Origin of the sequence: Myxococcus sp. SDU36, assembly GCF_030168875.1 — a bacterium.
Lineage (GTDB): Bacteria > Myxococcota > Myxococcia > Myxococcales > Myxococcaceae > Myxococcus > Myxococcus vastator.
On the sequence record NZ_CP077414.1, the window covers coordinates 4,200,540 to 4,225,218 of the forward strand.

Here is a 24,679-nt window from a genome sequence, read left to right on the forward strand (position 1 = left end):
CCATGCCGCCCCTGCACCGGATCGTCACCGCGGGCCTCGCGCTCTGCAACCTTGGATGTGGGCCGGAGCCGGCGGCGCTCGAGCCGGGCGAGCACCTGCCCGGCGGCGCCACCACGGTGGAGCTCCTCCTGGGCAGCAACGCGTTCACCTTCCCCGCGGCGAACATGACCTCGGAGCGCAAGGCGGCCTTCTTCTCCGGCAACAGCTTCTTCAACCAGGCGTGGGTCACCGCGCCGGCCTCCACCACGGCGCGGGACGGGCTTGGGCCCACGTTCAACGCGAACTCCTGCTCGGCCTGTCACTTCAAGGACGGCCGCGGCGAGCCGGGCGCGGATCCGGAGGCCCCGTCGGTGTCGCTGCTGCTGCGGATCGGACTCGGGGCCGATCCGGTGGACGGCGTAGTGCCCGATCCCGTGTACGGCGATCAGCTCCAGCCGCGCGCGACGGGGAAGGTGCCCGCCGAGGGCCGGATGCGGATCGAGTGGGAGGAGGTGGGAGGGCGGTACGCGGACGGCGAGCCCTACACGCTCGTCGTGCCGCGTCCGGCGGTGGTCGACCTCGCCTTCGGGCCCCTGTCGCCGGACGCGCAGCTCTCCGCGCGGGTGGCGCCGCAGATGATCGGGCTCGGGCTGCTCGAGGCCATCCCCGAGTCGAGGCTGCGGGAGCTCGCGGATCCGGAGGACCGGGACGGCGACGGCATCTCCGGCCGGGTGCAGTGGGTATGGGACGTGGGCGCGGGGACGCACCGGGCCGGGCGCTTCGGCTGGAAGGCCGAGCAGCCTTCGGTGAGGCAGCAGACGGCGGGGGCGCTGCTGGGCGATCTGGGGGTCACCTCGTCGCTCTTTCCGCGGCAGAACTGCCCACCGGCGCAGGAGGCGTGCCTGGCGGCGATCGGCGGCGGCGAGCCGGAGGCGGAGGACGGCACCCTGGACCGGATGACGTTCTATTCGCAGACGCTGGGGGTGCCGGCGCGGCGGGGCGCGGACGACCCGCGGGTGCTGGAGGGCAAGACGCTCTTCCGCGAGGCCGGCTGCGACCGCTGCCACGTCCCATCGCACCAGACGGAGACGCTGCCCGGGGTGGACGAGGTCGAGCACCAGCGCATCTGGCCCTACACCGACCTCATGCTCCACGACATGGGACCGGGGCTCGCGGACGGACGCGCCATCTTCGGCGCCAGCGGGCAGGAGTGGCGAACGCCGCCGCTGTGGGGGCTGGGGCTCGTCCCCACCGTCAACGGCCACGCGCGCCTGCTGCACGACGGCCGCGCGCGCGGCTTCGCGGAGGCCATCCTCTGGCACGGCGGCGAGGCCGAGGCCGCGCGGGAGGCCTTCCGGCACCTGTCGCGGGCGGACCGCGCGCGGCTGCTCGCGTTCCTGGAGTCCCTGTGAGGCTGCCCGTTCCCACGCCGTTGCTCTTCCCGCTGGCGTTGCCCGCGGCGCTCGTCGCCTCCTTTCTCGTCGCGGCCCCCGCGTGCTCCGGCGGCGGGGGCGCGACCGGCGCGTTCGACCGGCGGGCGGTGCTGCGCTCCGTCGCCGACCAGGTAGCGGTCCCCGGGTACCGCGCCTTCGCCGAGGCCGCGGGCCCCGTGCGCGACGCGGCGGCGGCGCTGTGCGCGGCGCCAGGCCCCGAAGCACTCGGAGAGGTCCGGGCGAAGTGGGACGCGGCGCGCGCCGCGCAGAAGCGGATGGAGGTCTTCGCCTTCGGTCCGGTGACGGAGCAGCCGTGGCGGCTGGGACCGCGGCTCGACTTCTGGCCGGTGCGCACCGAGGACGTGGAGAGGCTCCTCGGGGGGACGGCACCGTTGACGCGCGAGGCGGTGGCCGGGCTCGGCGCCCACCTCACCGGCATGCCGGTCCTGGAGTACCTGCTGTTCTCGCCCGCGGACGAGGCGGCGCTCCTGGCGGGACTCGGTGGCGACGCGCAGAGTACGCGGCGGTGCGAGTACCTCGCGGCGGTGGCGGCGAACGTGGCGGACGACGCGGACCGGCTCTGGCGCGCGTGGGCTCCGGAAGGGGACGACTACGCGGGCGCGTTCGCACGGTCGGGGGAGAGCGGCGGCGCGTTCCGGGACGAGGACGTGGCTTTCTCCGAGCTGGTGAACCGGACGGTGTTCACGGTGGAGAACGCACGCGAGATGAAGTTGAGCAAGCCGCAGGGCCGCGCCACCGGCTCCGGTCCGCGGCCGGCGCTGGTGGAGTCGCGCTTCAGCGACCGCTCGCTGCAGGACATGATCGACACGCTCGCGGGCATCGAGGCGGTGTACCGGGGCGCGCTGGAGGAGACGCCGAAGGCGGCCGGCCTGCGGGCGGGCATCCTCGTGCGGCGGCCGGACCTCGACGCCCGGTTCTTCGAGCAGCTCGCGGCCACGCGCGCCGCCCTCGAAGCGGTTCCTCCGCCGCTGCGGACCGCGCTCTCCGCGCATCCGGCGGAGGTCGAAGCCGCCTACGAGGCCGTGCTCGCGCTGCAGCGCTTTCTCGCGATCGAGATCTCGCAGGCGCTCTGGGTGACGGTGGCGTTCAATGATACGGACGGCGACTGAAGGAACGATCCCGCCGGGATCTCTGATCGCCTTCCGGATCCTCTTCGGCGGGGCGCTGTTCGTGGCCAGCGTGCGCTTCGTCGCCAGGGGCTGGGTCGACGAGCTCTACGCCGCGCCGCCGTTCCGCTTCCACTACCCGTTCTTCGCGTGGGTGCCCGAGCCTTCGCGTGAGGGGCTCAACGCGCTGTTCGCGGTCATGGCCGTGGCGGCGCTCGGGGTGGCGGCGGGCGCGCTCTACCGCGTCTGCGCCGCGGCCCTGTTCGTCTCCTTCACCTGGCTGGAGCTGCTGGACGTCTCCACCTACCTCAACCACTACTACCTGCTCAGCCTGCTCAGCCTGCTGCTCGTCTTCATGCCGCTGGGGAGCGCCGGATCCGTCGACGCATGGCTCTTCCCGAAGCGCCGGCGCGCGCGCCTCCCCGCGTGGTGCCTGAATCTGCTGCGCTTCCAGGTCGGCTGTGTCTACGTTTTCGCCGGCCTGGCGAAGCTCGACGCCGACTGGCTCCTGCACGCGCAGCCGTTGACCATCTGGCTGCCCGGGCGCTCGGGCCTCCCGGTGGTGGGGCCGCTGTTGGAGACGCAGCTCGCCGCCTACCTGGCGAGCTGGGCAGGTGCCCTCTTCGACCTGTCGGTGGTGCCGCTGCTTCTCCTCCGGCGGACCCGCGCGCTCGCGTACACCGCCGTCGTCGCGTTCCACCTCGTGACGGGGGTCCTCTTCCCCATCGGCATGTTCCCGTGGGTGATGATGATCAGCGCGACGCTGTTCTTCTCTCCGCGGTGGCCGGCCCGCGGCGCCCGTGCGCTCGGGCTCCCCAGGCTGCGCGGCTTCCTCTCGGGGTTCGGACGCACGGCGCTGCAGCCGGCGGGCAGAGGCGCCCTCCCGCGCTGGGGCAGGGCGCTCTTGGCGGTGTGGCTTCTCGTGCAGGTGGGGCTCCCGCTGCGGTTCGTGCTCTACCCGGGAAACACCCGCTGGACGGAGGAGGGCTTCCGCTTCGCCTGGCGGGTGATGCTGATCGAGAAGACCGGGCTCGTTCTCTACGACGTGACCGAGCCCTCGACCGGGCGTCGGTGGACGGTCAGCCCGCGGGAGGAGCTCACCCCGCTGCAGGTGAAGGCGCTCTCCACACAGCCGGATCTGATCCTCCAGTACGCGCAAGTCCTCGCGCGCCGCTACGAAGCGGAGCTCGGGAGCCCCGTCGAGGTGCGCGCGGACGCCTGGGCCTCGATGAACGGGCGGCCAGCGCAGCGGCTCATCGATCCGGCGGTGGATCTCGCACGGCAGCACGACGGGTTCGCGCCGAAGAGGTGGATCCTCCCGCTGCAGACGCAGACGAAGACACCAACGTCCGCAGCTACGGCGCCGGCAGCAGCACCTTGTCCACCACGAGGATGACGCCGTTGGCGGTGAAGAGGTCCGTCACCACCACCCTCCCGGTGGCGCCCGTGCCGTCGGTGAGGCGGACGCCGGCGGGGTCGGTCACCGCCTCCACGCGGAGCGACTCCCCGCTGAGCGCGGTGTCCACGTCGAGCGGCGCCTGGAGCGCGAGCGCGGTGGCCGCGTACGGCCGCGCGCGGGCTGCTGATCGCGCTGGCGCCCGGCGGCTGACGCGATGCCGCGCGCCGGCAACGCTTGCGGCCGCCGCGCGTTCGCGCGATAACGCCGCACGCCCCCCGGAACCGCCATGCTGCTGACCTCGCTGATCAACTTCGTCGGCGGCATCGCCCTGTTCCTGCTAGGCATGCGGCTGATGAGCGACGGCCTGAAGGTCGCCGCCGGCGGCGCGCTGCGCGAACTGCTGGCACGCGCCACCGGTTCGCGCCTGCGCGCACTGGCGACCGGTGTGCTGGTGACTGCGCTGGTGCAGTCGTCCAGCGCGGTGATCTTCGCCACGATCGGCTTCGTCAACGCCGGATTGCTGAACCTTGGACAGGCGGTCGGCGTGGTGTTCGGCGCCAACCTCGGCACCACGCTGACCTCGTGGATCGTGGCGCTGGTCGGCTTCGACATCGACCTCAAGGTGCTGGCGATGCCGGCGGTGGCCGTCGGCATGGCGCTGTGGCTGGCCGGACGCAGGCGCGGGCCGGCGCTGGGACAGGCGCTGGTGGGTTTCGGCGTGTTCTTCCTGGGGCTGGATGTGCTCAAGGGCGCGTTCGCGGACGTCGATCCCGCAGGCGTGATGGCCCTGGCCGATGCCGCGGGCAGCGGGCCCCTGCGGCTGCTGGTGTTCACCGTGGTCGGCATCGTACTCACGCTGCTGATGCAATCGTCCAGCGCCGCGCTGGCGGTGACGCTGACCGCCGCGGCCAGTGGCATGCTGCCGGCCAGTGCCGCCGCGGCGATGGTGGTTGGCGCCAACATCGGCACCACTTCGACCGCGGTGTTCGCCACGCTTGGCGCGACTGCAGCCGCACGGCGCACGGCCATCGCGCACGTGGTGTTCAACGTCGTCGCCGGCATCGCCGCCCTGCTCGCGCTGCCGTGGCTGCTGCAGGCGTCGATGGCGATCACCGGCGACACCGGCGGACGCCTGTCGACCACCCTGGCCGTGTTCCATACGCTGTCCAACCTGCTTGGGATCGCGTTGGTGCTGCCGTTCACCACGCGGCTGGTGGCGATGCTGGAACATCGCTTCGGCGCGCGCGAAGCCGCTGACCCGGCGATGCCGCGCTACCTGGACCGGAGTGCCGCGGCCACGCCGCGGCTGGCGATCGATGCGCTGGCGATGGAACTCGGGCGTCTGGCTGCGCTGGCCAGCGAGGCCGCGCTCGATGCGCGCAACGGCAAGGCGACGCCGGAACGCCACGCACGCCTGGCGCGGCAGGCCGCCGCCGTCGAACGACTGGGCCAGACCGCCATCGAGTTCGTCTCCAGGCTCGACAGCGGCGGCGACCCCGTGGTCGAGGATGGCCTGCCCGAAGCCGTGCGCGTGGTGCATGCCTGCAAGTCGCTGGCGGCACTGGCGCTGGAACTCGCCGACCGGCCGGCGGAACCGGCGGCATCCGCGCAACATGATTACGACGCCTTCGATGCCTGCGTCGAACGCGTGCTGGCACCTGCGCCGGACGAAACGATGGACGCGACCGGCCTCGACGAAACCGCGCTCGAACAGGCCTACGAACGCGCCAAGTCCGCGCTGCTGGTCGCCGGACGTCGCGGCGAGATCCCGGCCACGCAACTCGTCGGCCTGCTCGATCGCGCGAGCCTGCTGCGGCGGATGGGCCGTCAGGCCTTCGCCGGAGCACGCGGCCGGCGTGCGCTGCGGCTGGATGCGCCGGCACCGACGGCGGATACCGAAGCCGCCTGAGCAATTCGCCCAGTCCGCGGCGCATCACCTCCCCACCACGCTGTGCGCCACATCCGCTGCGACGTCACCGCATGGTCACTGCGCCGCGCGTAGGGTCGCAGGCCCGCGTGGAGCAAGATCATGCCCTACGACCGCCTCAGCGAACTGCCCGACAGCGTCCGCGACAACGTGCCCAGACATGCCCAGGAAATCTACAAGTAAGCCTTCAACAGCGGCGAATAGGAGGGATGGGGGCCCTGTTGAGGGGGAGGGAGGATGCAGAGGGGCCGAGGAGGGCCGCTGACGGGGCCGCCCGAGCGATGCTCCCGGCCGGTGGACAGGCCGCTTGAGCCCCCATGGGGCACACGCCTGCCCAGGCCGCGCTCCCATCAGGTGCGTGGCAGGAGCCTGGGCCTGTTGGCTGTCTTGAGCCTCAACACCACGCGGCCTGACACCTCCCGCGGTCAACGACCAGGCGAGTGCCTGGCGGCCGACGTCGGAGCGCCCTCCGCCCCATACCCGCCGAAGCGGTTGACCGGGCTCCACGCCGGCTCCAGCGCGGGCAGGGGCGCCATCAGCGGCGCGTACTCCTCCGCACCCCACACCACCCGTCCCGCGACCACCGTCAGCACCGCGCGGAGGTCCGGGATGCGCGCCTCCGGCACGGCGAAGTAGTCCGCGTCCAGGAGCGCGAAGTCGGCCAGCTGCCCCGGTGACAGGCGCCCCTTGGTGTCCTCCTCCCCGCTGAACCAGGCGCTGCCCACCGTGTACAGGCGCAGGGCCTCTTCACGCGTGAGGCGGCGCTCGGGGGGCACCACCTCCAGCCCGCCCACGGTGCGGCCGGACACGGCCCAGGCCAGGGCCACCCATGGGTTGTAGGTGTCCACGCGCGTCGCGTCCGTCCCCAGGCCCACGGGCACGCCCAGCTCCAGCATCGTGCGCAGCGGCGGCGCGTCCGCGGCGGCGGGGGCGCCGTAGCGCTCCGTGAAGTACTCCCCCTGCATCGCCATGCGGCTCTGCACCGCCACCCCGCCGCCCAGCGCCTGGATGCGCTTCAGCGTCTCCGGGGACGCCGTCTCCGCGTGGTCCACCGTCCAGCGCAGGCCGTCCAGCGGCGCGGCGCGGTCGACCTTCTCGATGACGTCCAGGAAGCGGCGGATGGACTCGTCATAGGTGCCGTGGATGCGGAAGGGCCAGCGGTGCTGGACGAGCAGTTGGATGACGGGCTCCAGCGCCGCCTCCATGCCGTGGCCCAGCTCCGGTCGCTCCTCCAGGAAGTTCTCGAAGTCGCCCGCCTCCCAGACGAGGTTCTCCCCGCCGCCCGCCATCAGGTATCCGTTGGGCGTGAGCAGGCCCTTCTTCGTGCCGGGCACCGTCATGCCCACCCAGCGCTGATAGTCCGAAAGCTCCCGGCCGCGTTGCTGCGCGAAGAGGTAGTAGGCGATGCGCAGCGTCAGCCCGTCCTGGTCCGCCAGCTCCTCGATGACGGAGTAGTCGTCCGGGAAGTTCTGCCCGCCGCCGCCAGCGTCGATGACGCTGGTGAGGCCGAAGCGGTTGTACTCGCGCAGGAAGTGCCGCGTGGAGAGGAGCTGCTGCGCGCGCGTCAGCTTCGGCGCGCGGGCCAGGGTGCTGTAGAGGATGAGCGCGTCGGGCTTCGCCAGGATGAGGCCGGTGGGCTGGCCGTCCGGGCCACGGACGATTTCCCCGCCGGGCGGGTTGGCCGTGGCCGCGTCCCAGCCCAGCGCCTTCACCGCCGCGCGGTTGAGCAGGGCCCGGGCGTAGAGGTGCAGCACGAAGGTGGGCGTGTCGCCGGTGGCGGCGTTGATTTCCTCCAGCGTGGGCATGCGCCGCTCGGCGAACTGGAACTCGCTCCAGCCGCCCACCACGCGCACCCACTCGCCCGGCGGCGTCACGCGGGCCTGCTCGCGCAGCATGTCCAGCGCCTGGTCCAGCCGCTTCACGCCGTCCCAGCGCAACTCCAGCGCGTAGTTGAGGCCGCCGCGGATGACGTGGTTGTGGCTGTCATTGAGGCCGGGGATGAGCCGGCGTCCGGCCGCGTCCAGCACGCGGGTGTCCGGCCCCACGTGGGCGCGGATGGCCTCGGTGGTGCCCACGGCGAGCACGCGCCCGTCCTTCACCGCCAGCGCCCGCGCCTCCGGGCGCTGCGAATCCAGCGTGGTGACGCGGGCATCCAGGACGACGAGGTCCGCGGTCGCGGCGTCCCCGGGCGGACGGACGGCGCGGGGTGAACACGCGGAGAGGGTGAGGAGGACGGCGGCGGTCAGGGACAGCAGGCGACGGACCTTCGGGAAGGACATGGAAGACGCTCGGGAGTCACGAGGAGGGGAGACGCGAAGCCCCTGGCGCCCACGAGGTGCTGCGAGTCGTGGGCGGCAGGGGCAGGGGACGACAGGGGACAGGCTTCAGTGCGCGTTCGCCGCCTTGCCACCCTCCTGCGCGTTGAACATCTCCTTGGCGTAGAAGATACCGGTGCCGTACGCGCCGCCGTGCTGCTTCGCGATGCCGGTGGTGGCCTCGTAGGTGGCGCCGCGGGCCCAGTCGCGCTGGTACTCGAGCAGCACCTGCATCCAGGTGACGGGAATCGCGCCGGCCTGCACCATTCGCTGCACCGCCATGTCATGCGCCTCCTTCGTCGTGCCGCCGGAGGCGTCCGTCACCACGTACACCTCGTAGCCTTCGTCAATGGCGCTCAGGGCCGGCATCACCACGCACACCTCGGTCCACAGGCCCGCCATCACCAGCTTCTTGCGGTTCGTCTTCTTCACCGCGGCGTGGAAGTTCACGTCCTCCCACGAATTCATCGTGGTGCGGTCAATGGGCTTCTGCTCCGGGAAGACGGCCTGGAGCTCCGGGAAGATGGGGCCGCTGAAGCTCTTCGCCGCCACCGTGGTGAGCACCGTGGGCACCTTGAAGGCCTTGGCCGCCTTCGCCAGCCCCACCGTGTTGTTGAGCAGCACCCCGCGGTCGATGTTGCCCACGGCGAAGGACATCTGCGGCTGATGGTCGATGAAGAGGACCGCCGAGTTCTGCGGCGTCAGCAGCCGCTTGCTGGGCTGGGCACCTTGCTTCGATTGCGCGACGGCCACGGCCGACAGCAGCACACCAGCGAGCAACACACTGCGGGGATTCAACGCGAACATGGGCGACTCCAGGACATGGGCAGCCAGCGCGGGCCGGCACGCGGCCTCGCCAGATGCGAGTGGAAGAACTGCGGGCTTGTGGAAATGGCACCCAGGCGAGCGCTTCCGCTGGGGACCGCGGTGCGCTGTGGCCGCCGCGATGAAAGGCACTATGCGGCCAGGCAGGGGCACGCACTAGCTGGGTGGCGGGTAACCGACTGTTCCAAGAGGCGTACCAATCCCCGCCGCTGTTGCGCCCGCTGTCGGCGGCGTCCGGGCTGGTACACTCCTCCCTCCACGGAGGCCCCGCTGGAGAGCCTGTCCATGACGACCCTTCGCAAGGTGATGCTCGTCGACGACGAAGATGACATCCGCACCATCGGCAACCTCAGCCTCGGCCGGGTGGGCGGCTGGCAGACGGTGCTGGCCGCCTCCGGCGCGGAGGCCCTGGAGAAGGCCCGCGCGGAGAAGCCAGACCTCACCCTGCTGGACGTGATGATGCCCGGCATGGATGGGCCCACCACCTTCGGCAAGCTGCGCGCGCAGGAGGCCACGGCGCATACGCCCATCATCTTCATGACGGCGAAAATCCAGAAGCAGGAGGTCGCCCGCTACCTGGAGCTGGGCGCGCTGGGCGTCATCGGGAAGCCCTTCGACCCCATGACGTTGCCCCAGGAGATTCGCAAGCTGGTGCCAGGATGAGCCAGGGGCTTCGCCTCTCACGCCGCTCGGGGGTGTTGGCAGCGGGCGCGCTGCTGCTCTTGTGCGGCCTGTTCGCGAATAGGAGGGATGGGGGCCCTGTTGAGGGGGAGGGAAGATGCAGAGGGGCCGAGGAGGGCCGCTGACGGGTCCGCCCGCGCGATGCTCCCGGCCGGTGGACAGGCCGCTTGCTTCTTCTTGGGACGCAGTGGTGGAAGCAAGAGGGCCACACGCCGCCAGAAGGCGTCCGGGACGAGTTCGCGAACCATGCCCCTCAACCTGGGGATGGCCCTTGCCAATGGCCAGCTCCCTGCAGCCTCGTCACCTCTTGCCGGAACCGCTCCAACTCCGCGTCCATGTCCACCTCCTCGTGTGTGGCGACAGGACGTCTCACGACTCGGTCGCGCGGGTCACGACGGGGGACGGCGAACTCTTGCGAAGATGCCAATCCCGTGTACCGGAAGGGGGTGGCCCTGCTCACGATGGAGAAGCTGCCCGAGGCGCGGCGCAGGCCTTCCAGGAGGCCAGCCGGCGGCAGCCCGAGGCCATCGACCCCAAGCACGCGCTCGCCCAGGTGCGGACGCTGGAGGGCCAGCACGCGGAGGCACTCGCGTTGCTGGAGGAGGTCCACCGCGCCGAGCCGCGAGCCCTTGAGCCCGTGCTCGACCTGTCCCGCCTGTACCTGGCCGAGGAGCGGTCGACCGAGGCGGAAGGTGTGCTCCGCGGGTTGACAGAGGCTTACCCGGAGGAGCCCCGGGTGAGCCTCAACCTCGCACTGGCCCTCTTCAAGCAGGGCCGCAAGCCGGATGCGCTGTCGTTCCTCGAACGCGTCAAGGCCAGCGGCGATGCGGGCATGGTGGAGCAGGCCCGGAAGCTGGAGGCGCAGATTCACGGCGCCCCCATGCGTCCGCCCATCATCCGGGGCTGAGCCTCGGAGAAAAGGAAGGGGCCGGATGCTCTCGCACCTGGCCCCTGGACTTGCATGGCGGCTCCCCGGCCTTGAGCCGGGGACCTGTTGGCGCTACTTCGAGCCGCCCTCTTCACCCACCGCCAGCGTGGTCATCGGCGGCGGCTTGATGCTACCGCCGGGAGGCTTGATACCGCCCTCCTCACCCACGGCCATGGTGGTCATCGGCGGAGGATTGGTGCCGCCACCGGGAGGCTTGATGCCACCCTCCTCACCCACGGCCATGGTGGTCATCGGCGGAGGCTTGGTGCCGCCACCAGGAGGCTTGATGCCACCCTCCTCACCCACCGCCAGCGTGGTCGTCGGCGGAGGCTTGGTGCCGCCACCAGGAGGCTTGATGCCACCCTCCTCACCCACCGCCAGCGTGGTCGTCGGCGGAGGCTTGGTGCCGCCACCGGGAGGCTTGATGCCACCCTCCTCACCCACCGCCAGCGTGGTCGTCGGCGGAGGCTTGGTGCCGCCACCGGGAGGCTTGATGCCACCCTCCTCGCCCACGGCCATGGTGGTCTTCGGCGGCGGCTTCATGCCACCCTCTTCCCCCATGGCCAGCGTCGTGTTGGTGTCAGGAGGCTTGGGCTTGGAGCCACCCTCCTCACCGAGCGCCTTCGTGGTGATGACACCGCCCGGCTTCGCCGGCGGACGGGGCGTTTCGTACCGGATGAACGACGGCCCCTTCGGAATCTTGGTCACGACATTCTCCCTGCGTGGATACCCGGATTGTCGACCGCCGGCCTTTGTAGTTGCCTGCAAAAAATAGCGAAACCTCCGGAAACTCCGGGCGACAGGGGCGGTCCTTGAGAATCGGCATCTTCGGTGACGGCAATGACCCGCAGTGCGCGGCGGTGGCGCACGAGGCAGGGGTCCTGGGCGCGGAAGCAGTCATCATCGACAGCGAGGCCCTGGAGCATGGCTGGCCGCTGTCCATGAAGGACGACGAGACGTACTACCTCGGGCAGCGCGTGGACGACGTGCGGGGCTTCTACCTGCGCTTCGTCCCCGCACCCTTCGTCCCGGCCCTGGAGCAGGACGGCGAGCTGGTGCTCTACGAGGACTGGCACCACCACTTCATGCAGACGCGCGAGCGTGCCTCGTACTTCGTGGCGTGGCTGCTGAAGCTGGCCCACCAGGGCGCCACGCTCGTCAACGGGCCGCACGCCGCCAGCGTCATGCAGTACAAGCCCTTCCAGCTCCACGCGCTGCGCAGCCTGGGCGCACGCGTGCCGCGCACGCTCATCTCCAATGACCCCGCCGCCATCCGCGCCTTCCACGCGGAGGTGAAGGACGTCATCTACAAACCCATCATGGGCGGTGCCGTCACGCGCGGCCTCGACGCCGAGGCACTGGAGCGGCTGGAGGACGTCACCGCCTCCCCCGTCATCTTCCAGGAGCGCGTGCGAGGGGACGACCTGCGCATCATGCTCGTGGGAGACGAGGTGGTGTCCTGCGTGGCGATTGAAACGCCCGAGCAGCACCTCGACTTCCGGGCGGACCCTGTCTACAGCGGGGGCGAGGCGAGCTATCGCGAGGTGCCGCTGCCCGAGCCGGTGAAGCGGTTCTGCCGTCAGGCGGCGCGCGCGTGCGGCCTCACCTTCGCCGGCATCGACATCAAGCACCACGGAGACGACTACGTCTTCCTCGAGCTCAACAGCTCGCCCATCTACCTGGACGTCGAGGTGAAGCTGGGCCACCGCATCAGCCACGCCATCGCGAAGGCCGTGGTGGAAGGCGCACGCGCGACGAAGTAGGCGCCGCCCTCTTTCCAGCCGCGCCTGCGCGCAGGTCCAAGGGGCCTCGTCGTAATAGCCCCAGTGGTTCAAGGAGCTGGCGCACTGCCCGGTGCTGCGGGATGTGGCCGACGTGGTGCTGACTGCGGCGCGCAAGGCTCTTGGCAGCAAGGCCCAGCGGTAGCCGGGGCGAAGTGCTGGGAGGGGCACTTCGCTTCTTTGTCCGCGGGCCCTGCGTGACGCGTTGCGGGGTCGGTGGTTTCCGCGGGTCAAGTCCCGAATCGTGTGGAGTGGGTCCGGGGGGCTCGCGACTCAGTCATCCCCGTTCAAAGGCGCAGCCGAAGCGGCCTCGGACGAGCACCCACGCTGATATGTCGCCAGCGCCTGCTTCAAGCGCCCCCGCTCTTCCTCGGGCCATTCCTTGGGAAACGTCGCCACCGCTTGTTGTTGGTCCGCGATGGCTTCGCGGCACTGGCCTCGATGGAAGGCCACTCGCGCCGACGTCTCGAGCGCGTAGGGATTCTGAGGCGCGAAGCGCCGCCCCACCTTCGCCAGGGGCTCTGCTTCCTCGTAATTCCCGTCCTCCGCTCGCAGCCACGCAAGCTCCGTCGCGGGCCACCAATACCTGGGCGACAGACGGTTCAGGGAGTGAAGAGCCTTTTCGTACTCCGGCTCCTCGGGTGCATGGATCGCCAGGAATCGCGCAAGATCAAGCCAGGCGCCCTCGCTGCCGGGGAACCTCGCGGCGCGTTCACGAAGCCACCGTAACTCCTCTTCCTTGGACAGGAGCCTCATCAGGTGCGTCGCCCTGAGATTGAATGTCATCGGAATTTCAATGGGATGCCCCGCCAGCTTCGCGGGCGCATAGACGTGCGTGCTCAGCGTCTTGATGAATGCCTCGGTCATTCCGTAGGGCGCCGCTTCCACCACGGTGAACCTTCGCATCCGGCCGTCCGTCCCAAGCCGGGCACGAACGGTCAACACGAACAGCGTCCTGGCGTTATCCGCGCTTCTCGTCAGCGTGGGCAGCCCGCCTGACACCCGTTTCGGCATCTGAATCTGCTCTCGGAGGTACGTGCAGGCCGCGGAGAGCTCCGCATCACACGCGGCGACGAGATTGAGCCATGCGGTCCGGACCTGCTCCGGGGAGGGTGTCCCCGACAGCACCTGCACTGCGTCCTGGAAGGCCACAGGTGCTTCTTCCGCGGCGAGCTCCAGGGCAGGAGTGGACTCATCGACATCTCGAAGAACGGGGACCTTGTCGGTCTCCCCAGGCGTTTGTGCGCGGTCCTGGTAGAGCCCCATGGAATAGGAGAGCTGGCCATGACTCGCGGGCAACGAGGGCACACCGGCATGACGGCAGCCGGTGGCCACGGGCAAGCCCACGGCGAGGAAGAGGAGAAGGCGTCTCATCGGTGAATGACGATACCGGCCTCCCCCACCGCGAGAAAGCACTCAAGTCGTCCTTACGGGCGGCTATTCGAGCGAGGGGGCAGCCAGTTCGGCGCCAGCGCGGTAATGCGCAGCGACTGGAGCACCACCATGCCAGCCACCTGCGCCGCCCTCGCGCCCAACGCCAGGCGGATGCCCAGCTCTCCACGCCGCTGCCCGACGATGACGGAGATGACGCCGTAGAGCCCCACCGCGCTGAGCAGCAGCGCCATCCCTCCCGCGATGCCAGGCAGGAACAAGGTGAAGGACGCCCGCGCCACGGACGGCGACTTCGCGACCACCCGCTCCATCGTCTGGACGTTGGCCAGCGGCACCGAGTCATCCAGCTCCGCCAGGATGCGCCGCACCCCGAGCGTGAGCGACTCCACCAAGCTTCTGAGCGAATCGGGCGGCACCTCAGAAAAGGATGTGGAGACGTGCCGGCCCTGCGCTTCGACTGAGAGCTCCAGTCACCCCGCGCCTCGAGCTGAGACGAGACTTTCAACCCGTGCCCCATCACGGGTGAGCCTACTCCTACTTGCCCGAACCCCGGGCCGACTGTCCTGGCGAGACCGCGAGCAGCCGCTCCACGACGTGGTGAGCAGCGAGGCGTCCTTCACCAGCAGCTCCTCAGGGCCTGCGACTGCTGCTGCCCCACAAGGGCGGTGTACTCATCGAGGGCGCGTGCTCTTGGGTTTGCCATGAGGGCGTCTTCCAGGGCGGCGTTGGGCGTGGCGGCTGACAGTGGACCTGGGGGAGCAGGCGGTCGGCCACGGGAACTCCGTCCTCAGGTTCAATGATGGGCACTTCAATCGCCTGGTGAACACCGCCCGCGATGAAAAGGCCACCCGCCCCTGGGTCGCGCGGTGATGAAGCCGTCGTGGAAGCGGCGCTCAGGCCAGGCGTGGGCTTCCGCCCCGAAGATGACGGCCCCATGCCGAGGCCCTACTCGGTCGGCCCCTTCTTCCGCTTCTTGGGGTTGGCCTCATCCCCCTCCTCCACGATGGGAGGCGGTGGCGGCACGTCGTCATCGAAAAGGTGCACTTCTTCATCCTCCTCGGCGTCCGCGGGCGACCCCATGAACTTGCGCTTCTTATGGCTCGACGGCGCAATCCGTTCCGCCGGGTCCATCTCCTGGGTGGCGTCGTCGTCCTCGTCGGCGAGGCTGGGCTTCTTGCGCTTGACTCCCCCGGAAGGAGTACCGCCATCGTCGGCGGACAGGAAGTCCAGGGACTGCGACGCCTCGATGCCCTGCATCGAGTCCTCGTCCTCGACGTGGACCTCCGCACAGCGCCTGCACAACGCCTCCAGGCGCTCGCGCAGGTAGTCCAGCGTCCGGGGCGCGTGCTCGTCGAGCTTCCCCAAGGCCGTGCCCAGGACGATGTCCCCCTCCTCGTCTCGTTCGAGCACGAGCCTGCGGTACTGGCCGCTCTCCACCTTCTGGGTGAGCACGGCCAGGTCCTCGTCGAGCATCGCCTTGTTCTTCTCGTAGTCCTTGTCCGACAGCAGCCCCGTCTCAGGCGAAGTCGCTCCGGAGAAGAGCAGCGTCCTCAAGGACACGACGTTCGGCTGCCCCAGCACGCTCGTGCTGGAGTCCTCTCCCATGGTGGCGGCCCGGTGCATCACGTCCGAGACCTCCTGCAGGTGGAGGTCCGACGGCTGCTGCCGCACCCCGGTGGGCACGAGCGCGTTCACCTGCGGGACGACCAGCACCGTGCCCAGGTGCTTGCCTGCCCAGGTGATGAGCGCGTCGATGCGCTTCGTCAGGTGCGCCCACGTCTTGGGCGCGTTCGTGGGCAGCGCGGCAACCCCCGTCCCGATGTCCACGCTGTCCAGCGCGTGGTTCCACGGCACCACCAGGGTGGTGTACTTGCCGCTCTGCAGGAGCTGGACGGCCTCGTCACAGTCCTGATCAATCGCCACCTGGTTCTTCGCGAGGTCCGTGTCCTGCATGCCCACGCCCGCGACCCAGCACGTGCGAATCCCCAGCGCGTTCGGGTTCATCCGGATGACGGCCTGCGTACTCTTCTGGAAGTATTTGTTCTTCTTCGCGACGTCGTTCTCCCCGAAGAGGAAGAGCGCGTGCGGGTGGTGGGCGGGCGTGTCGGACTTGAAGTAGTGCGTGTGCGTCCACTTGCACACGGGCCCCACGGTGGACGGATCCGACGTGGCCGTCTTCGTGGGCGCGGTCGCGGACTGCGGGGATTCGACCTTCATCGAGCCGGAGGGAGGCGCCTGCCCCTCGTCGCGGCGGCGGCGCGCGCTGAGCGCTTCCAGTTCGGCGGGGAAGGCCGAGGCCGCGGGAAGCGGCGCATCCGTGGGCCCCACCGCCTCGTAGTGCGCGTTGCCCAGGTTGGCCAGCCGCAGCAGAGGCCGCGCCGCGTGTCCCTCGGTGCGCGGCACGAAGTCCACCAGGTCCGTCCAGTACGAAGTCGCCCCCGTCCGGGCAAACATCTCGAAGCGCACCTGGAACAGGTGGGACGCCGCCGCCAGCGCCACGTGGTCGCCCCAAGCCCGGTCCCGGCTCATGGCCCGCAGGTACTGGCGCCAGGGGTCCACGCCCGCGACGCGGCGGTACGCGGGCTCGTGGGGCCAGGCCACGCGGTGCCAGTCGAGCAGCAACCCCATGTCCTGTCGGAACGTCGCCGCCGTCGCCGGCCCCACCAGCCCTCCACCGTCCAGCGACTGCCCGGCGAGCAGGTCCTCCAGGTGATTGACCACCGCCTGGCGCACCTCGCGGTGGTGCTCCTCCGTGCCGAAGAACAACTGGGACAGCGCGCGGAACAGACAGTCCCCTCCGCCCGCGTTGGGAACCCGCCCCTGGTGGATGGAGGCCAGGTGGGTGTCCAGCGAGATGCCGTTGCCGCCCCCCTTGTCCTTCCCCTTCTCCGACTTCAGCTCGGGCCGCCTGTCCCAGTACTCCTCCGGGTCGAAGCCCGCGCTCCGCAGCGCGGCGAACGTCTCCCGCCACTGCATGGCCTCCGCCACCAGCGCGTTGGAGCGGGCATGGTCCGAAGCGGGGACCCTCTCCGCGGCGTCCAGAATCGCGCTCAGCGCCTCCGTGGCCTCGTCATCCGCGGCGTGGGACTTCTGATAGGCGGCACACAGCGCCTCCAGCGCACCCAGCTCGGTGGACACCGTCTCGGTGGCGACCTCCACCTCCTCCACGACCAGCGCCTCCTCGCCGCTGTAGACGAGCCGCAGGTCGGAGACGAGCGGCATGTGGTCGCTCAGCTTCTTCGCGGCGGCCATGACCGCTTCCCAGCGCACGTCCTCCGAGCCCGTGAGCTTCACTCCCGGGGCGCGCAGGTTGTCGAAAATCCGCTCCTTCTCGGGCAGCTTCGCGTCCTCCAACTGGATGAGCCGCCAGAACGGCTGGAGGTGCTTGGGCAGCAGGTTGCCGTGGATGAAGAAGAGGCCCTTCTCCTGCTCGTCCGCGAGCACCATGGGAAACGGGATGACGTAGACCGACGACTGCTCCAGCAGCCAGCCATCCGTCCGCCGCGAGTACACGAGAATCTTGTCGAAGCCGCTCGCCCCGTAGCGCTGCTGCGGCGGGGTGATGAACGACTCGATGTGGGCCAGCACGTCCTCCGCGGCGGAGAGCACTGGCCGCAGCTCGCGGCCCTTTGACGTCTTGAGAGGGGCGAACTGCTCCGGCTTCACCTTGCTGTTGACGAAGCTCCGGAGCGTCTTGAGCGAGCCGTCTCCAAACGCCTTCTCGCTGTCCACGGCCCAGCTCCCGAACTTGCTCTTGGCGATGGTCGAGCGCTGCGGCGCCATGGCGTACAGGTGGCTCGCGTCCGCCTCGGGCCCCAGCAGCGTCTGGAAGAACTGGTGGAACGACAAGCGCTCCACGCAGGTTTCGATGTACGGCGTGCCATCCTTCGCGAGCTCGGCCTTGGGCCGGGCGGTGTCGATGTTCAGGTCCGAGAGCACCACGCCGAGCACCTTCTCCTGGCGCTCGTCCTTGCAGTACTGGAGGAAGGCGCGGAAGTCCGTGCCGCGCGCGTTCTTGTTGTGGTTTCCCGGCGCGGGGGGATGCCACGCCACCACGCTCACCTCGGGCGCGCTCTGCACCTGCGCCAGCCGCACCGGAATCCGGATGGGCTCCCGCTTGCTGTAGAGGCTCTTGACGGTGTCGACATCCATTGACGGGGATTCGCCCCCCTGCGAGCGCTTCGCCACGTAGGCGCTGAGGTACGAGATGGCCGCTTCGTCCACGTCCAGCTTGGACTTGCGCCACAAGACGCCGTACGCCTCATCCTGGGTGTAGAGCCCCTTGACGGGCTGGTCGGGCACCTCCGCGGGCCACGACGCATAGACCTCCTCACCACGCGCCTTGCACTGGTCGTTCAGCGCAATTCGGATGCGGATGAACTCGCTCAGGCCCGCGTGCGACGTCGGCGCGTCCTTCACCCCGTTCTTGCGCTCTTGATATTGCGCGAGCTTCTTCTCGTAGACGCGCTGCAGATGCGCGTCGTTGGAGCGGTGCAGGCTGTTCTCGAGGACGAGCTCCCGCCTGGCCGGGACCTTGTTGGCCTTCATGCCCGCGATGACCGCCAGGTAGCGGTGAAACAGGATGCCGCAGTGCTCGCGCAGCAGCGCCACGCCCAGCTTCGCCAGTTCGTCCCGTTTCCGCAGCTCCGCCGCCTCCGGCCCTCCCTTCTTCGCGTCCTTCTCCTGCGACGAGTAACGGCTCGCGTAGGGCTGGAGCCAATCGTAGTAGCCCTCCTCCACGAGCAGCCGCACGCAGAGCAGACAGTAGGCATCCAGCTTCGCCTGCTGCTTGCCAAACACGTCGATTGACGTCGCGACGAGCGCCTCGGGCGGCTCCTCGTCTTCTTCTTCGTCTTCTTCGTCGTCCGCGTCCTTCGCCGTCTTCGCCGGAGGCCTGCCGAAGCGCTTCACCAGGTCTGGCTCACATGCCCCCCAGGCCGCCTCGAGCCTGCCCTCGATGATGTCCAGCGTGTCGGTGCCCAGCTCCTTCGAGGTCTTGCTCCATTCGATATCGGAGGGGTCCCACGCCTCGGAGTCCGAGCCCTCCTCGTCTCGTGGCCAGAGGGTTCGCCGCACGAGCTCCGAGAAGTGCTTCGCCAGGTCGTTGAGGAGCGCCGCCTCCCGCGCCGCGATCTGACCGACCTCGGTGCCCGAGGCCTTCTTGATTTGGTAGCCCGTGGGCTCGACGAAAGCGGTCGCCAGTTGCATCAACACCGGCAGCTTCTTTCCGCTGCTCCCGCGGCCGGTGTTTTGCTTCATCTCGGTGGGCGGCTTGGGCTCCACCAGGCGAATGCCGCCCTTCTTCTTCAACTCCAGGATGGTGACGATGTCGGCGTTCGCCGTGCGGATGACATGGGCCAGGGCGTCAATGGTCCACTGTTCGCGCACCGGGAGCGTCCCGCTCGGGCCTCCGCCCAGGTCGGCGATGTTCCACAGGAGCATCCGCAGCGGGAAGCTCGGCGGAACCACGGGCTTGTCGGAGACGGTGGTCTCCGCGCCCAGCGGGACACAGCGCTCCTCGGCGACGTCGTCGCTCATCGTGTTGGACGGTGGCGGCTCTGGGGGCGTCAGGTCGTCCGTGGCCAGCGAGGCCCGGAGCGTCTCCTCACGCATCTCATCGCTGGAGAGCCGGTACGGCTCGTCGTCGTCCAGGAAGTCGTCCAGGACGTCGTCGTAGTCGCCGCTCTCCAGCCGCTCGACCTCTTCCTGGGAGGCCAGCAGGTCCTCATACGTCGCGTACTCCTCGAACTCGAAGTCCTCCTCCTCGACATCGGTCTCCATCGAGCCGAAGGAGGACTGCGTGCTGGAAGGCGCCGGAACGAGCACCGCGCCGCACTCCAGGCAGCGAGGTGGCGTCACGGACAGGTCGCGCATGGTGCCGGGCGCGCAGTTGGGGCACTGCATGGGAAAAGACCTCCGATGCTACGAGCGGTGCAACAGGCCCAGCGCGGCGCAGGTCGCCTCGTCGGCCTCTCCGCTCGGAGGCAGCCCGAGCGCGTACTGGAACCACTCCACGGCCAGGCGCGTCTTCGGGCCGACCTGGCCACGCTCGCCGCCACAGGAGAACCCCAGGTTCTCCAGCCGCTCCTGCAAGCCCTCCGGAGCGCTCGTCGCGCGCAGCGCCGCGAAGCGCAGCGTCACCTTGCGCTCGTCGTCGCGGCCGGGAGACACCGTCACCTCTCCACGCGCCGCGCGCGCGGGCAGCACCTGCGCCATGCGGCCCTCCGCGTCCGTCATGCCCTCACGCGCGGGCAGTTCCTCCTCGTCGTCCAGCCACACCTTCAACAGGTAGGGCTGGTGCGCGCGGGGGTGGTGCGTGCCGTCGCGCAGCACCACCACCAGGGACAGCGGCAGCCCGATGCGGTGAATCACATGCCGGAAGCCGGTCTCCACCGTCGTCCACTCGTGAGAGAACGGTCGCACCTCCACACGCGTCCCCGGCGCGGGGGCCACCTCCGGGGTGAGCGGCTGCCCCGTGCTCGCGTCGATGAGCCGCGAGGGACGCACCCCCAGCCTCGCCGCCAGTACCGCGAGCGACTCCGTCCCCTCGCACGTCCAGGACAGCGGCCTGGGCTGCGAGGCGGCGCCCCAGCGAGGCGCGGCGCCCGCGGCGCGCGGAGGCAGGGGGAGCCGGCCGAGCACCCGCCACAGCGCGGGCTCCACGTCGAGCAACCGGAAGCGGTAGCGCCCCTCCTCGAGCCCCTCGAACAGCGCGACGCCGTGCTCGTCGGTGCGCGTGCGCAGCGCCTCGTCCGCCGTCCCCCGCGCCAGCTCCACCGCCACGCCGGACAGCGGCGTTTCGCGGTCATCGACGACGACCACCTCCACCTGCCCCTTGCCCGCCTGCAATGGGCATGGAGCAACCGCAGGGTCCTGCCGTGAAGTCGAGGAAGGGGACATGAGGCCTCTCTGGGAGTGGGACGGTCAGCGGCCCTCGCCGGCCGTGGCGTGGCGGAGGCGGAAGGCCGCCTCCTTCCGCTCGTTCTGCGCCGCCACGTCCTCGCGGCGGCGGCGCTCACGCACCACGCGGTGCAGACGCGCGACAGGGTCCGAAACGGAGGCGTCATCCAGCCACGAACGCATCCACGCGTGGGGACGCTGCGACTCGAAGTCATCTCCCAGCGACTCGGCGAGCTGCACGTACACGCGCACGTCGTCGAGCGAGAAGATGCCCCGGTCCACCACCCTGCGCACCACCGGCCCGAGCCGCTCGCGGGTCCACGCGGGCTCCACCGCGGAGGGCTCCGCGAGGAGCGCCGTGACGAGCTGCGCGACGCGGCTGTCCATCGCGGCGCTGCGCAACGAACTCATCTGCGAATCGCGAATCCGCAACAACGTTGAAACCATCCCGATGAAGTGCCGCGGGATTATTTCCGGTTCACGCGAATCAAACAAGGTGCCACAACGTGCTCCGCCGCGAGCGCCAGGGGTTCCTGGAATTCATTGGATTCGCGCGCGGAATACCGGAGTTCGACACCGCGCGGAGCCCACGGCGAGGCATGAGACTGCGCCCAAATGTCCGGAGCGGGGGGCACGTCATTCGTGCCCCCCGCTCCTCACCTCAACGGCGGCTCACGCTCAGGCGCAGAACTGACCACCGCCCGAGGTGTGATAGATGCGCCGACCGGACGGGCAGCAGTAGATGGCCAGCGTCGAGGTGGGCGTCTGGACGCACATCGAGGCGCCCGAGACCGGGCTGAGGCTGCAGTACAGGCCAGACCCGCACACCGGCAGGTCCTGCTGCGCCACCCCACCCTCGTCGGAGACCTGCGGCGCCATGTCCAACGGCGCCTCCTCCTCCATGCCGCCCCCACAGCCCACCGCCACGACCGCCGCGGCAACGACAAACAGCTTCATCAGCGTCGACTTCATGTGAGTTCTCCCATCTCTGATTTGACTGGTCGCATCGCACGCCGCCGTCAAACACAGGCAGCCCCCCCATGCGATGATTGGAATTGTCGCGAGGCCGCGGCGCCTGGGCGAGTTAAGCCGGATTAAATCGCGCTAAACCGTCACGAAGACAAAGCCCTCGGCGGTCTCCAACCGGTAGCCAGGCGGCTCGAACACGATGCGGGCCTCCATTCCCTCCAGCAGGCCCCGCGCGTGGCTGACGTGGACGCGCAGCGCGTTGTCGTGGAGCCGCGGGTCGTAGTCCGCGTCCCACATCGCCCGGACGCAGTCCTCTTTCGACACGGCGCGGCCCGGCTGGCTGGCCAGCGCATACAGCAGCCTGCGCGGCAGCACCCGCCGCGCCAGGGACACGGTCCGCCCCGCCCCCCGGAGCTCGTGGCGCCGCCCATCCAGCACCACCACGCCCGCCGCTCCAGCGGCCCCGCCGTCGTCCACGGGCGCGCTGGCGCGGAGCGCCGCCCGGTCCGTGAAGACGTGGCTCGCCAGCGTGGGGACCACCTCCGGGTCCACCCCACCCTCCGCGGCGCTCCGGCTGGCGGACGCCAGCGCGTCGCGAGCCTCCACCTCACGCCCGTGCAGCCGGTGGAGACACGCGCGCGCCAGGTGGCTCAGCGCGCGCTCCAGCGCGAAGTCCGTCCCCTCCACCAGCGACTCCATCGACACGAGCAGGCCCAGCGCCAGCACCTCGTCGCCGCGCCGCGCGGCCTCCAGGGCCACCAGCGCCCGCTGCCGGGCCGCGACCCCTGGCCGGACCTCGCGCGGCTCCACCCGGGTGGGCCACGTCTCCACCGTCAGCACATCCATGCGCCGGGCCGACGCCACGGCCCGCGACATGCCCAGCACCCGCAGGCGGCGAATGTCTCCCTCCAGCGTCTCCAGCAGCGCCCTGGCCTCGGCGCACCGGCCCAGCTCCAGCAACACGCGGCCCGCGCCAGCGCGGCACAGCAGGGCGATGAACAGGTAGCCCCCCCGCTCCGCGCGGGCCTCCACCTTGCGCAGCGCCACGAGCGCGTCCCGGCGATGCCCTCGCTCCGCCAGCACCCACGCGGCGATGCAGTCCAGCTCCAGCGCCAGCCTGGGAGCGCCCAGGTCCTCCATGCGCGCCCAGGCCTCCGTGAGCGCCGACTCGGCCTCGGCGAAGCGACCCAGCCGGCTGAAGATGCCCGCGGACATGGCCGTCACCAGCGCCCCCCGCGAGTCGGCGCGCGCGTCCTCCAGCAGGACGATGCCACGCTCCACCGGCTCGGCCAGCTCGCTGTCGCGCCCGTCGAGCCAGAGCATCAACGCGCGTGCGTAGGCGCACCATCCCCGCGCCCGCCGGTCCTCCGAGGCCGCGGCGGCGCCGTCCAACAGCTCCAGCGCCTCGTCGATGCGGCCCTGGAAGTAGCGCAACGTCGCCCACGCCAGCAGTTGCTGGAAGAACACCTCCGCGCCGCCGGGGGCGGGCATGGCCTCCAACGTCCGCTCACACGCGTCCAGCTCCAGGGCGAAGAGGGCCGCCCGCACCAGCACCGCGCCCACCCCCTCGCGCAGGCCCGCATCCGCCCCCTGTGCCTCCAACGAAGCCTGGAGCGCGAGCAGCTCCGGGTAGGCACGGCGGACCTCCAGCAGCCGCACCAGGGCCCTTCCCCGCGCCAGCCGCGCGTCCAGGGTCAGCGCGTCGCCGGAGAGCGCATCCAGCCACGCCAGCAGCTCCCCCGCCGCCCCATGGCGCACCAGCAGCTCCGCGCTGGCCACGATAAAGGCCACGCGCTCCGCGGGCCGCCCCAGCGCCTGGAGGTGGCGGCTCATCGCGCGGACCCGGACCACCACGGGCACCTCCTCGCGCGGCAGCAGCTCCAGCAGGGCCACGTGCGCCGCGCGCACCTCCTCCGTGTCGAGCAGCGACACCAGGGCGTCCCGCACCAGGTCGTGCATGCCGTGGCGTCCGCGGGCGTCCAGCTCCACCAGCAGCCTGGCCCCCAGCCGCCGCAGCAGCTCGCCATGGTGCCCTTCCGGGAAGAGGCCCGACAGGACCTCCGCCGACAGGGGCGCCTCGCTCAGCGCCAGCACGGAGGCGAGCCGCCGCTCATCCGCGCTCAACTGAAGCAGCGCCTTGAGCACCGGCTCCTCTCCCTCCACGTCACCCGCGTGGGCCCGCCGCAGGTGGAACGGCAGCCCCCGGGAGCGGCGCCAGGCGTGCTCGAACCCCTCATGCGCGCCATACAGCGCGTCGAGCTGACGCCAGAGCGTGCGCGCCGCCGCCTCTGTCAGGCCATCCAGCCGCAGCTCGAAGCGGTCCGGGCTGGTGGCGCGCCGGGGAACGGCCTCGCGCGACGTGGCCAGCAGCGCCCCCCGCGTCAGCCGCCCGCCGAGCTCCTCCAGCAGCGCGGCGCGCTCCTCCGGCCGCAGCACCTGGAGGTCATCGACCACGCACAGCGCCTCGCTCGCGTCGGCCTGCCGTGCCAGGTCATCGAGGCGGGCTTCATCCGACAGCGCCTGCTGCACGGGGGCGTCCCGCAGCAGGCGCCGCAGGTCGTCCACCACCGTGCCCAGCGAGTCACCTGGACGCAGGCGCCGGTGGACCACCGTCCCCGGGTGCCGCGCCGCCACCGCGGCGGCCAACGCGGACTTCCCTGCCCCCGGCAGGCCATAGACGACACACGTCCGCACCCGCCGCAGCATCTCCCCCAGACGCCGGAGCTCGTGCGCACGCCCCACGAAGAGAGGAGGAGACACAGTCCCTTGGAGCAATGACGTGTGCATGTCGCTCGCATTCTATGGTTGCCCGTACTCCGCGCATGCCACGCGAAACCGTGTCACCCACCAGGTCCCCTGCCGAAGACCTGACGTGAAGCCCCCCCTCAAGGCGGCTCTTGACGTCAAGTGGACATGCTCCCGGAGATTCTTGATTCCAGAATCAACGCACGTTATGTCCGAAATCTCCGAAAGAGTCGCACCTGGGGGAGGGGCGCTGCCTCGTGACAGTCATGGCACCTGAT

The 24,679-nt window shown here is 70.4% G+C and carries 18 protein-coding genes; 7 read left to right on the forward strand and 11 right to left on the reverse strand.

Going from position 1 to position 24,679, the window contains the following annotated elements; all coding sequences use genetic code 11:
• Positions 1-2 precede the first annotated feature (2 nt).
• Genes KGD87_RS16535 through KGD87_RS16545 form a run of 3 tightly spaced genes read left to right on the forward strand, consistent with a single transcriptional unit; the run spans position 3 to position 3,935 of the window.
• Positions 3-1,391 (forward strand): di-heme oxidoreductase family protein, encoded by a 1,389-nt coding sequence (locus KGD87_RS16535; RefSeq protein WP_284668362.1) that lies wholly within the window; start codon positions 3-5, stop codon positions 1,389-1,391.
• Positions 1,388-2,542 (forward strand): imelysin family protein, encoded by a 1,155-nt coding sequence (locus tag KGD87_RS16540; protein WP_284668363.1) that lies wholly within the window; start codon positions 1,388-1,390, stop codon positions 2,540-2,542. The genes KGD87_RS16535 and KGD87_RS16540 overlap by 4 nt, the downstream gene beginning before the upstream one ends.
• The gene (locus KGD87_RS16545) at positions 2,523-3,935 is read left to right on the forward strand and encodes an HTTM domain-containing protein (RefSeq protein ID WP_284668364.1); all 1,413 of its coding nucleotides are present in this window, start codon (positions 2,523-2,525) and stop codon (positions 3,933-3,935) included. Before KGD87_RS16540 ends, KGD87_RS16545 begins: the two co-directional genes overlap by 20 nt.
• Here the strand turns inward: KGD87_RS16545 and KGD87_RS16550 are convergent.
• A complete protein-coding gene (locus KGD87_RS16550) occupies positions 3,895-4,065 on the reverse strand; it encodes a fasciclin domain-containing protein (protein ID WP_284668365.1) in 171 nt (56 codons plus the stop codon). The genes KGD87_RS16545 and KGD87_RS16550 overlap by 41 nt on opposite strands.
• A gap of 159 nt (positions 4,066-4,224) precedes the next feature.
• On the opposite strand from KGD87_RS16550, the gene KGD87_RS16555 reads away from it, so the two are divergent.
• Positions 4,225-5,847: a Na/Pi cotransporter family protein gene (locus KGD87_RS16555; protein WP_284668366.1), complete on the forward strand. Its 1,623-nt coding sequence runs from the start codon at positions 4,225-4,227 to the stop codon at positions 5,845-5,847.
• 443 nt (positions 5,848-6,290) lie between these two features.
• Here the strand turns inward: KGD87_RS16555 and KGD87_RS16560 are convergent, their stop codons facing one another.
• Both KGD87_RS16560 and KGD87_RS16565 read right to left on the reverse strand, forming a co-directional pair.
• Positions 6,291-8,144, reverse strand: a complete 1,854-nt coding sequence (locus KGD87_RS16560) for an amidohydrolase (RefSeq protein WP_284668367.1) — start codon at positions 8,142-8,144, stop codon at positions 6,291-6,293.
• Between the two features lie 105 nt (positions 8,145-8,249).
• Positions 8,250-8,987: a hydrolase gene (locus KGD87_RS16565; protein WP_284668368.1), complete on the reverse strand. Its 738-nt coding sequence runs from the start codon at positions 8,985-8,987 to the stop codon at positions 8,250-8,252.
• Positions 8,988-9,290: 303 nt separating this feature from the next.
• On the opposite strand from KGD87_RS16565, the gene KGD87_RS16570 reads away from it, so the two are divergent.
• Both KGD87_RS16570 and KGD87_RS16575 read left to right on the forward strand, forming a co-directional pair.
• Positions 9,291-9,668 carry a response regulator gene (locus tag KGD87_RS16570; RefSeq protein ID WP_284668369.1) on the forward strand — a complete coding sequence of 126 codons (378 nt, stop codon included), beginning with the start codon at positions 9,291-9,293 and terminating at the stop codon, positions 9,666-9,668.
• Between the two features lie 430 nt (positions 9,669-10,098).
• On the forward strand, positions 10,099-10,593 hold the full coding sequence (locus KGD87_RS16575) for a tetratricopeptide repeat protein (protein WP_284668370.1): 495 nt from the start codon (positions 10,099-10,101) through the stop codon (positions 10,591-10,593).
• A 93-nt stretch (positions 10,594-10,686) separates the two neighbouring features.
• On the opposite strand, the gene KGD87_RS16580 is transcribed toward KGD87_RS16575, so the two are convergent.
• Positions 10,687-11,322: a hypothetical protein gene (locus KGD87_RS16580; protein WP_284668371.1), complete on the reverse strand. Its 636-nt coding sequence runs from the start codon at positions 11,320-11,322 to the stop codon at positions 10,687-10,689.
• A 104-nt stretch (positions 11,323-11,426) separates the two neighbouring features.
• Between KGD87_RS16580 and KGD87_RS16585 the strand changes: the two genes are divergently transcribed.
• Positions 11,427-12,377 carry an ATP-grasp domain-containing protein gene (locus tag KGD87_RS16585; protein WP_284668372.1) on the forward strand — a complete coding sequence of 317 codons (951 nt, stop codon included), beginning with the start codon at positions 11,427-11,429 and terminating at the stop codon, positions 12,375-12,377.
• Between the two features lie 291 nt (positions 12,378-12,668).
• On the opposite strand, the gene KGD87_RS16590 is transcribed toward KGD87_RS16585, so the two are convergent.
• From KGD87_RS16590 to KGD87_RS16620, 7 genes are all read right to left on the reverse strand, one after another.
• Entirely contained in the window at positions 12,669-13,730 is a 1,062-nt protein-coding gene (locus KGD87_RS16590) for a tetratricopeptide repeat protein (RefSeq protein WP_284668373.1), read from the reverse strand.
• A 92-nt stretch (positions 13,731-13,822) separates the two neighbouring features.
• Complete coding sequence (locus tag KGD87_RS16595; protein ID WP_284668374.1) at positions 13,823-14,176, reverse strand: FtsX-like permease family protein; 354 nt, start codon at positions 14,174-14,176, stop codon at positions 13,823-13,825.
• A 556-nt stretch (positions 14,177-14,732) separates the two neighbouring features.
• Positions 14,733-19,691 carry an OTU domain-containing protein gene (locus KGD87_RS16600; RefSeq protein ID WP_284668375.1) on the reverse strand — a complete coding sequence of 1,653 codons (4,959 nt, stop codon included), beginning with the start codon at positions 19,689-19,691 and terminating at the stop codon, positions 14,733-14,735.
• 18 nt (positions 19,692-19,709) lie between these two features.
• Positions 19,710-20,636, reverse strand: coding sequence for a peptidoglycan-binding protein (locus KGD87_RS16605; RefSeq protein WP_284668376.1), 927 nt, complete (start codon positions 20,634-20,636; stop codon positions 19,710-19,712).
• A gap of 75 nt (positions 20,637-20,711) precedes the next feature.
• Positions 20,712-21,098: a hypothetical protein gene (locus KGD87_RS16610; protein WP_284668377.1), complete on the reverse strand. Its 387-nt coding sequence runs from the start codon at positions 21,096-21,098 to the stop codon at positions 20,712-20,714.
• Between the two features lie 267 nt (positions 21,099-21,365).
• The gene (locus tag KGD87_RS16615; RefSeq protein ID WP_284668378.1) at positions 21,366-21,659 is read right to left on the reverse strand and encodes a hypothetical protein; all 294 of its coding nucleotides are present in this window, start codon (positions 21,657-21,659) and stop codon (positions 21,366-21,368) included.
• Positions 21,660-21,791: 132 nt separating this feature from the next.
• Positions 21,792-24,443: a winged helix-turn-helix domain-containing protein gene (locus tag KGD87_RS16620; RefSeq protein ID WP_284668379.1), complete on the reverse strand. Its 2,652-nt coding sequence runs from the start codon at positions 24,441-24,443 to the stop codon at positions 21,792-21,794.
• Positions 24,444-24,679 lie beyond the last annotated feature (236 nt).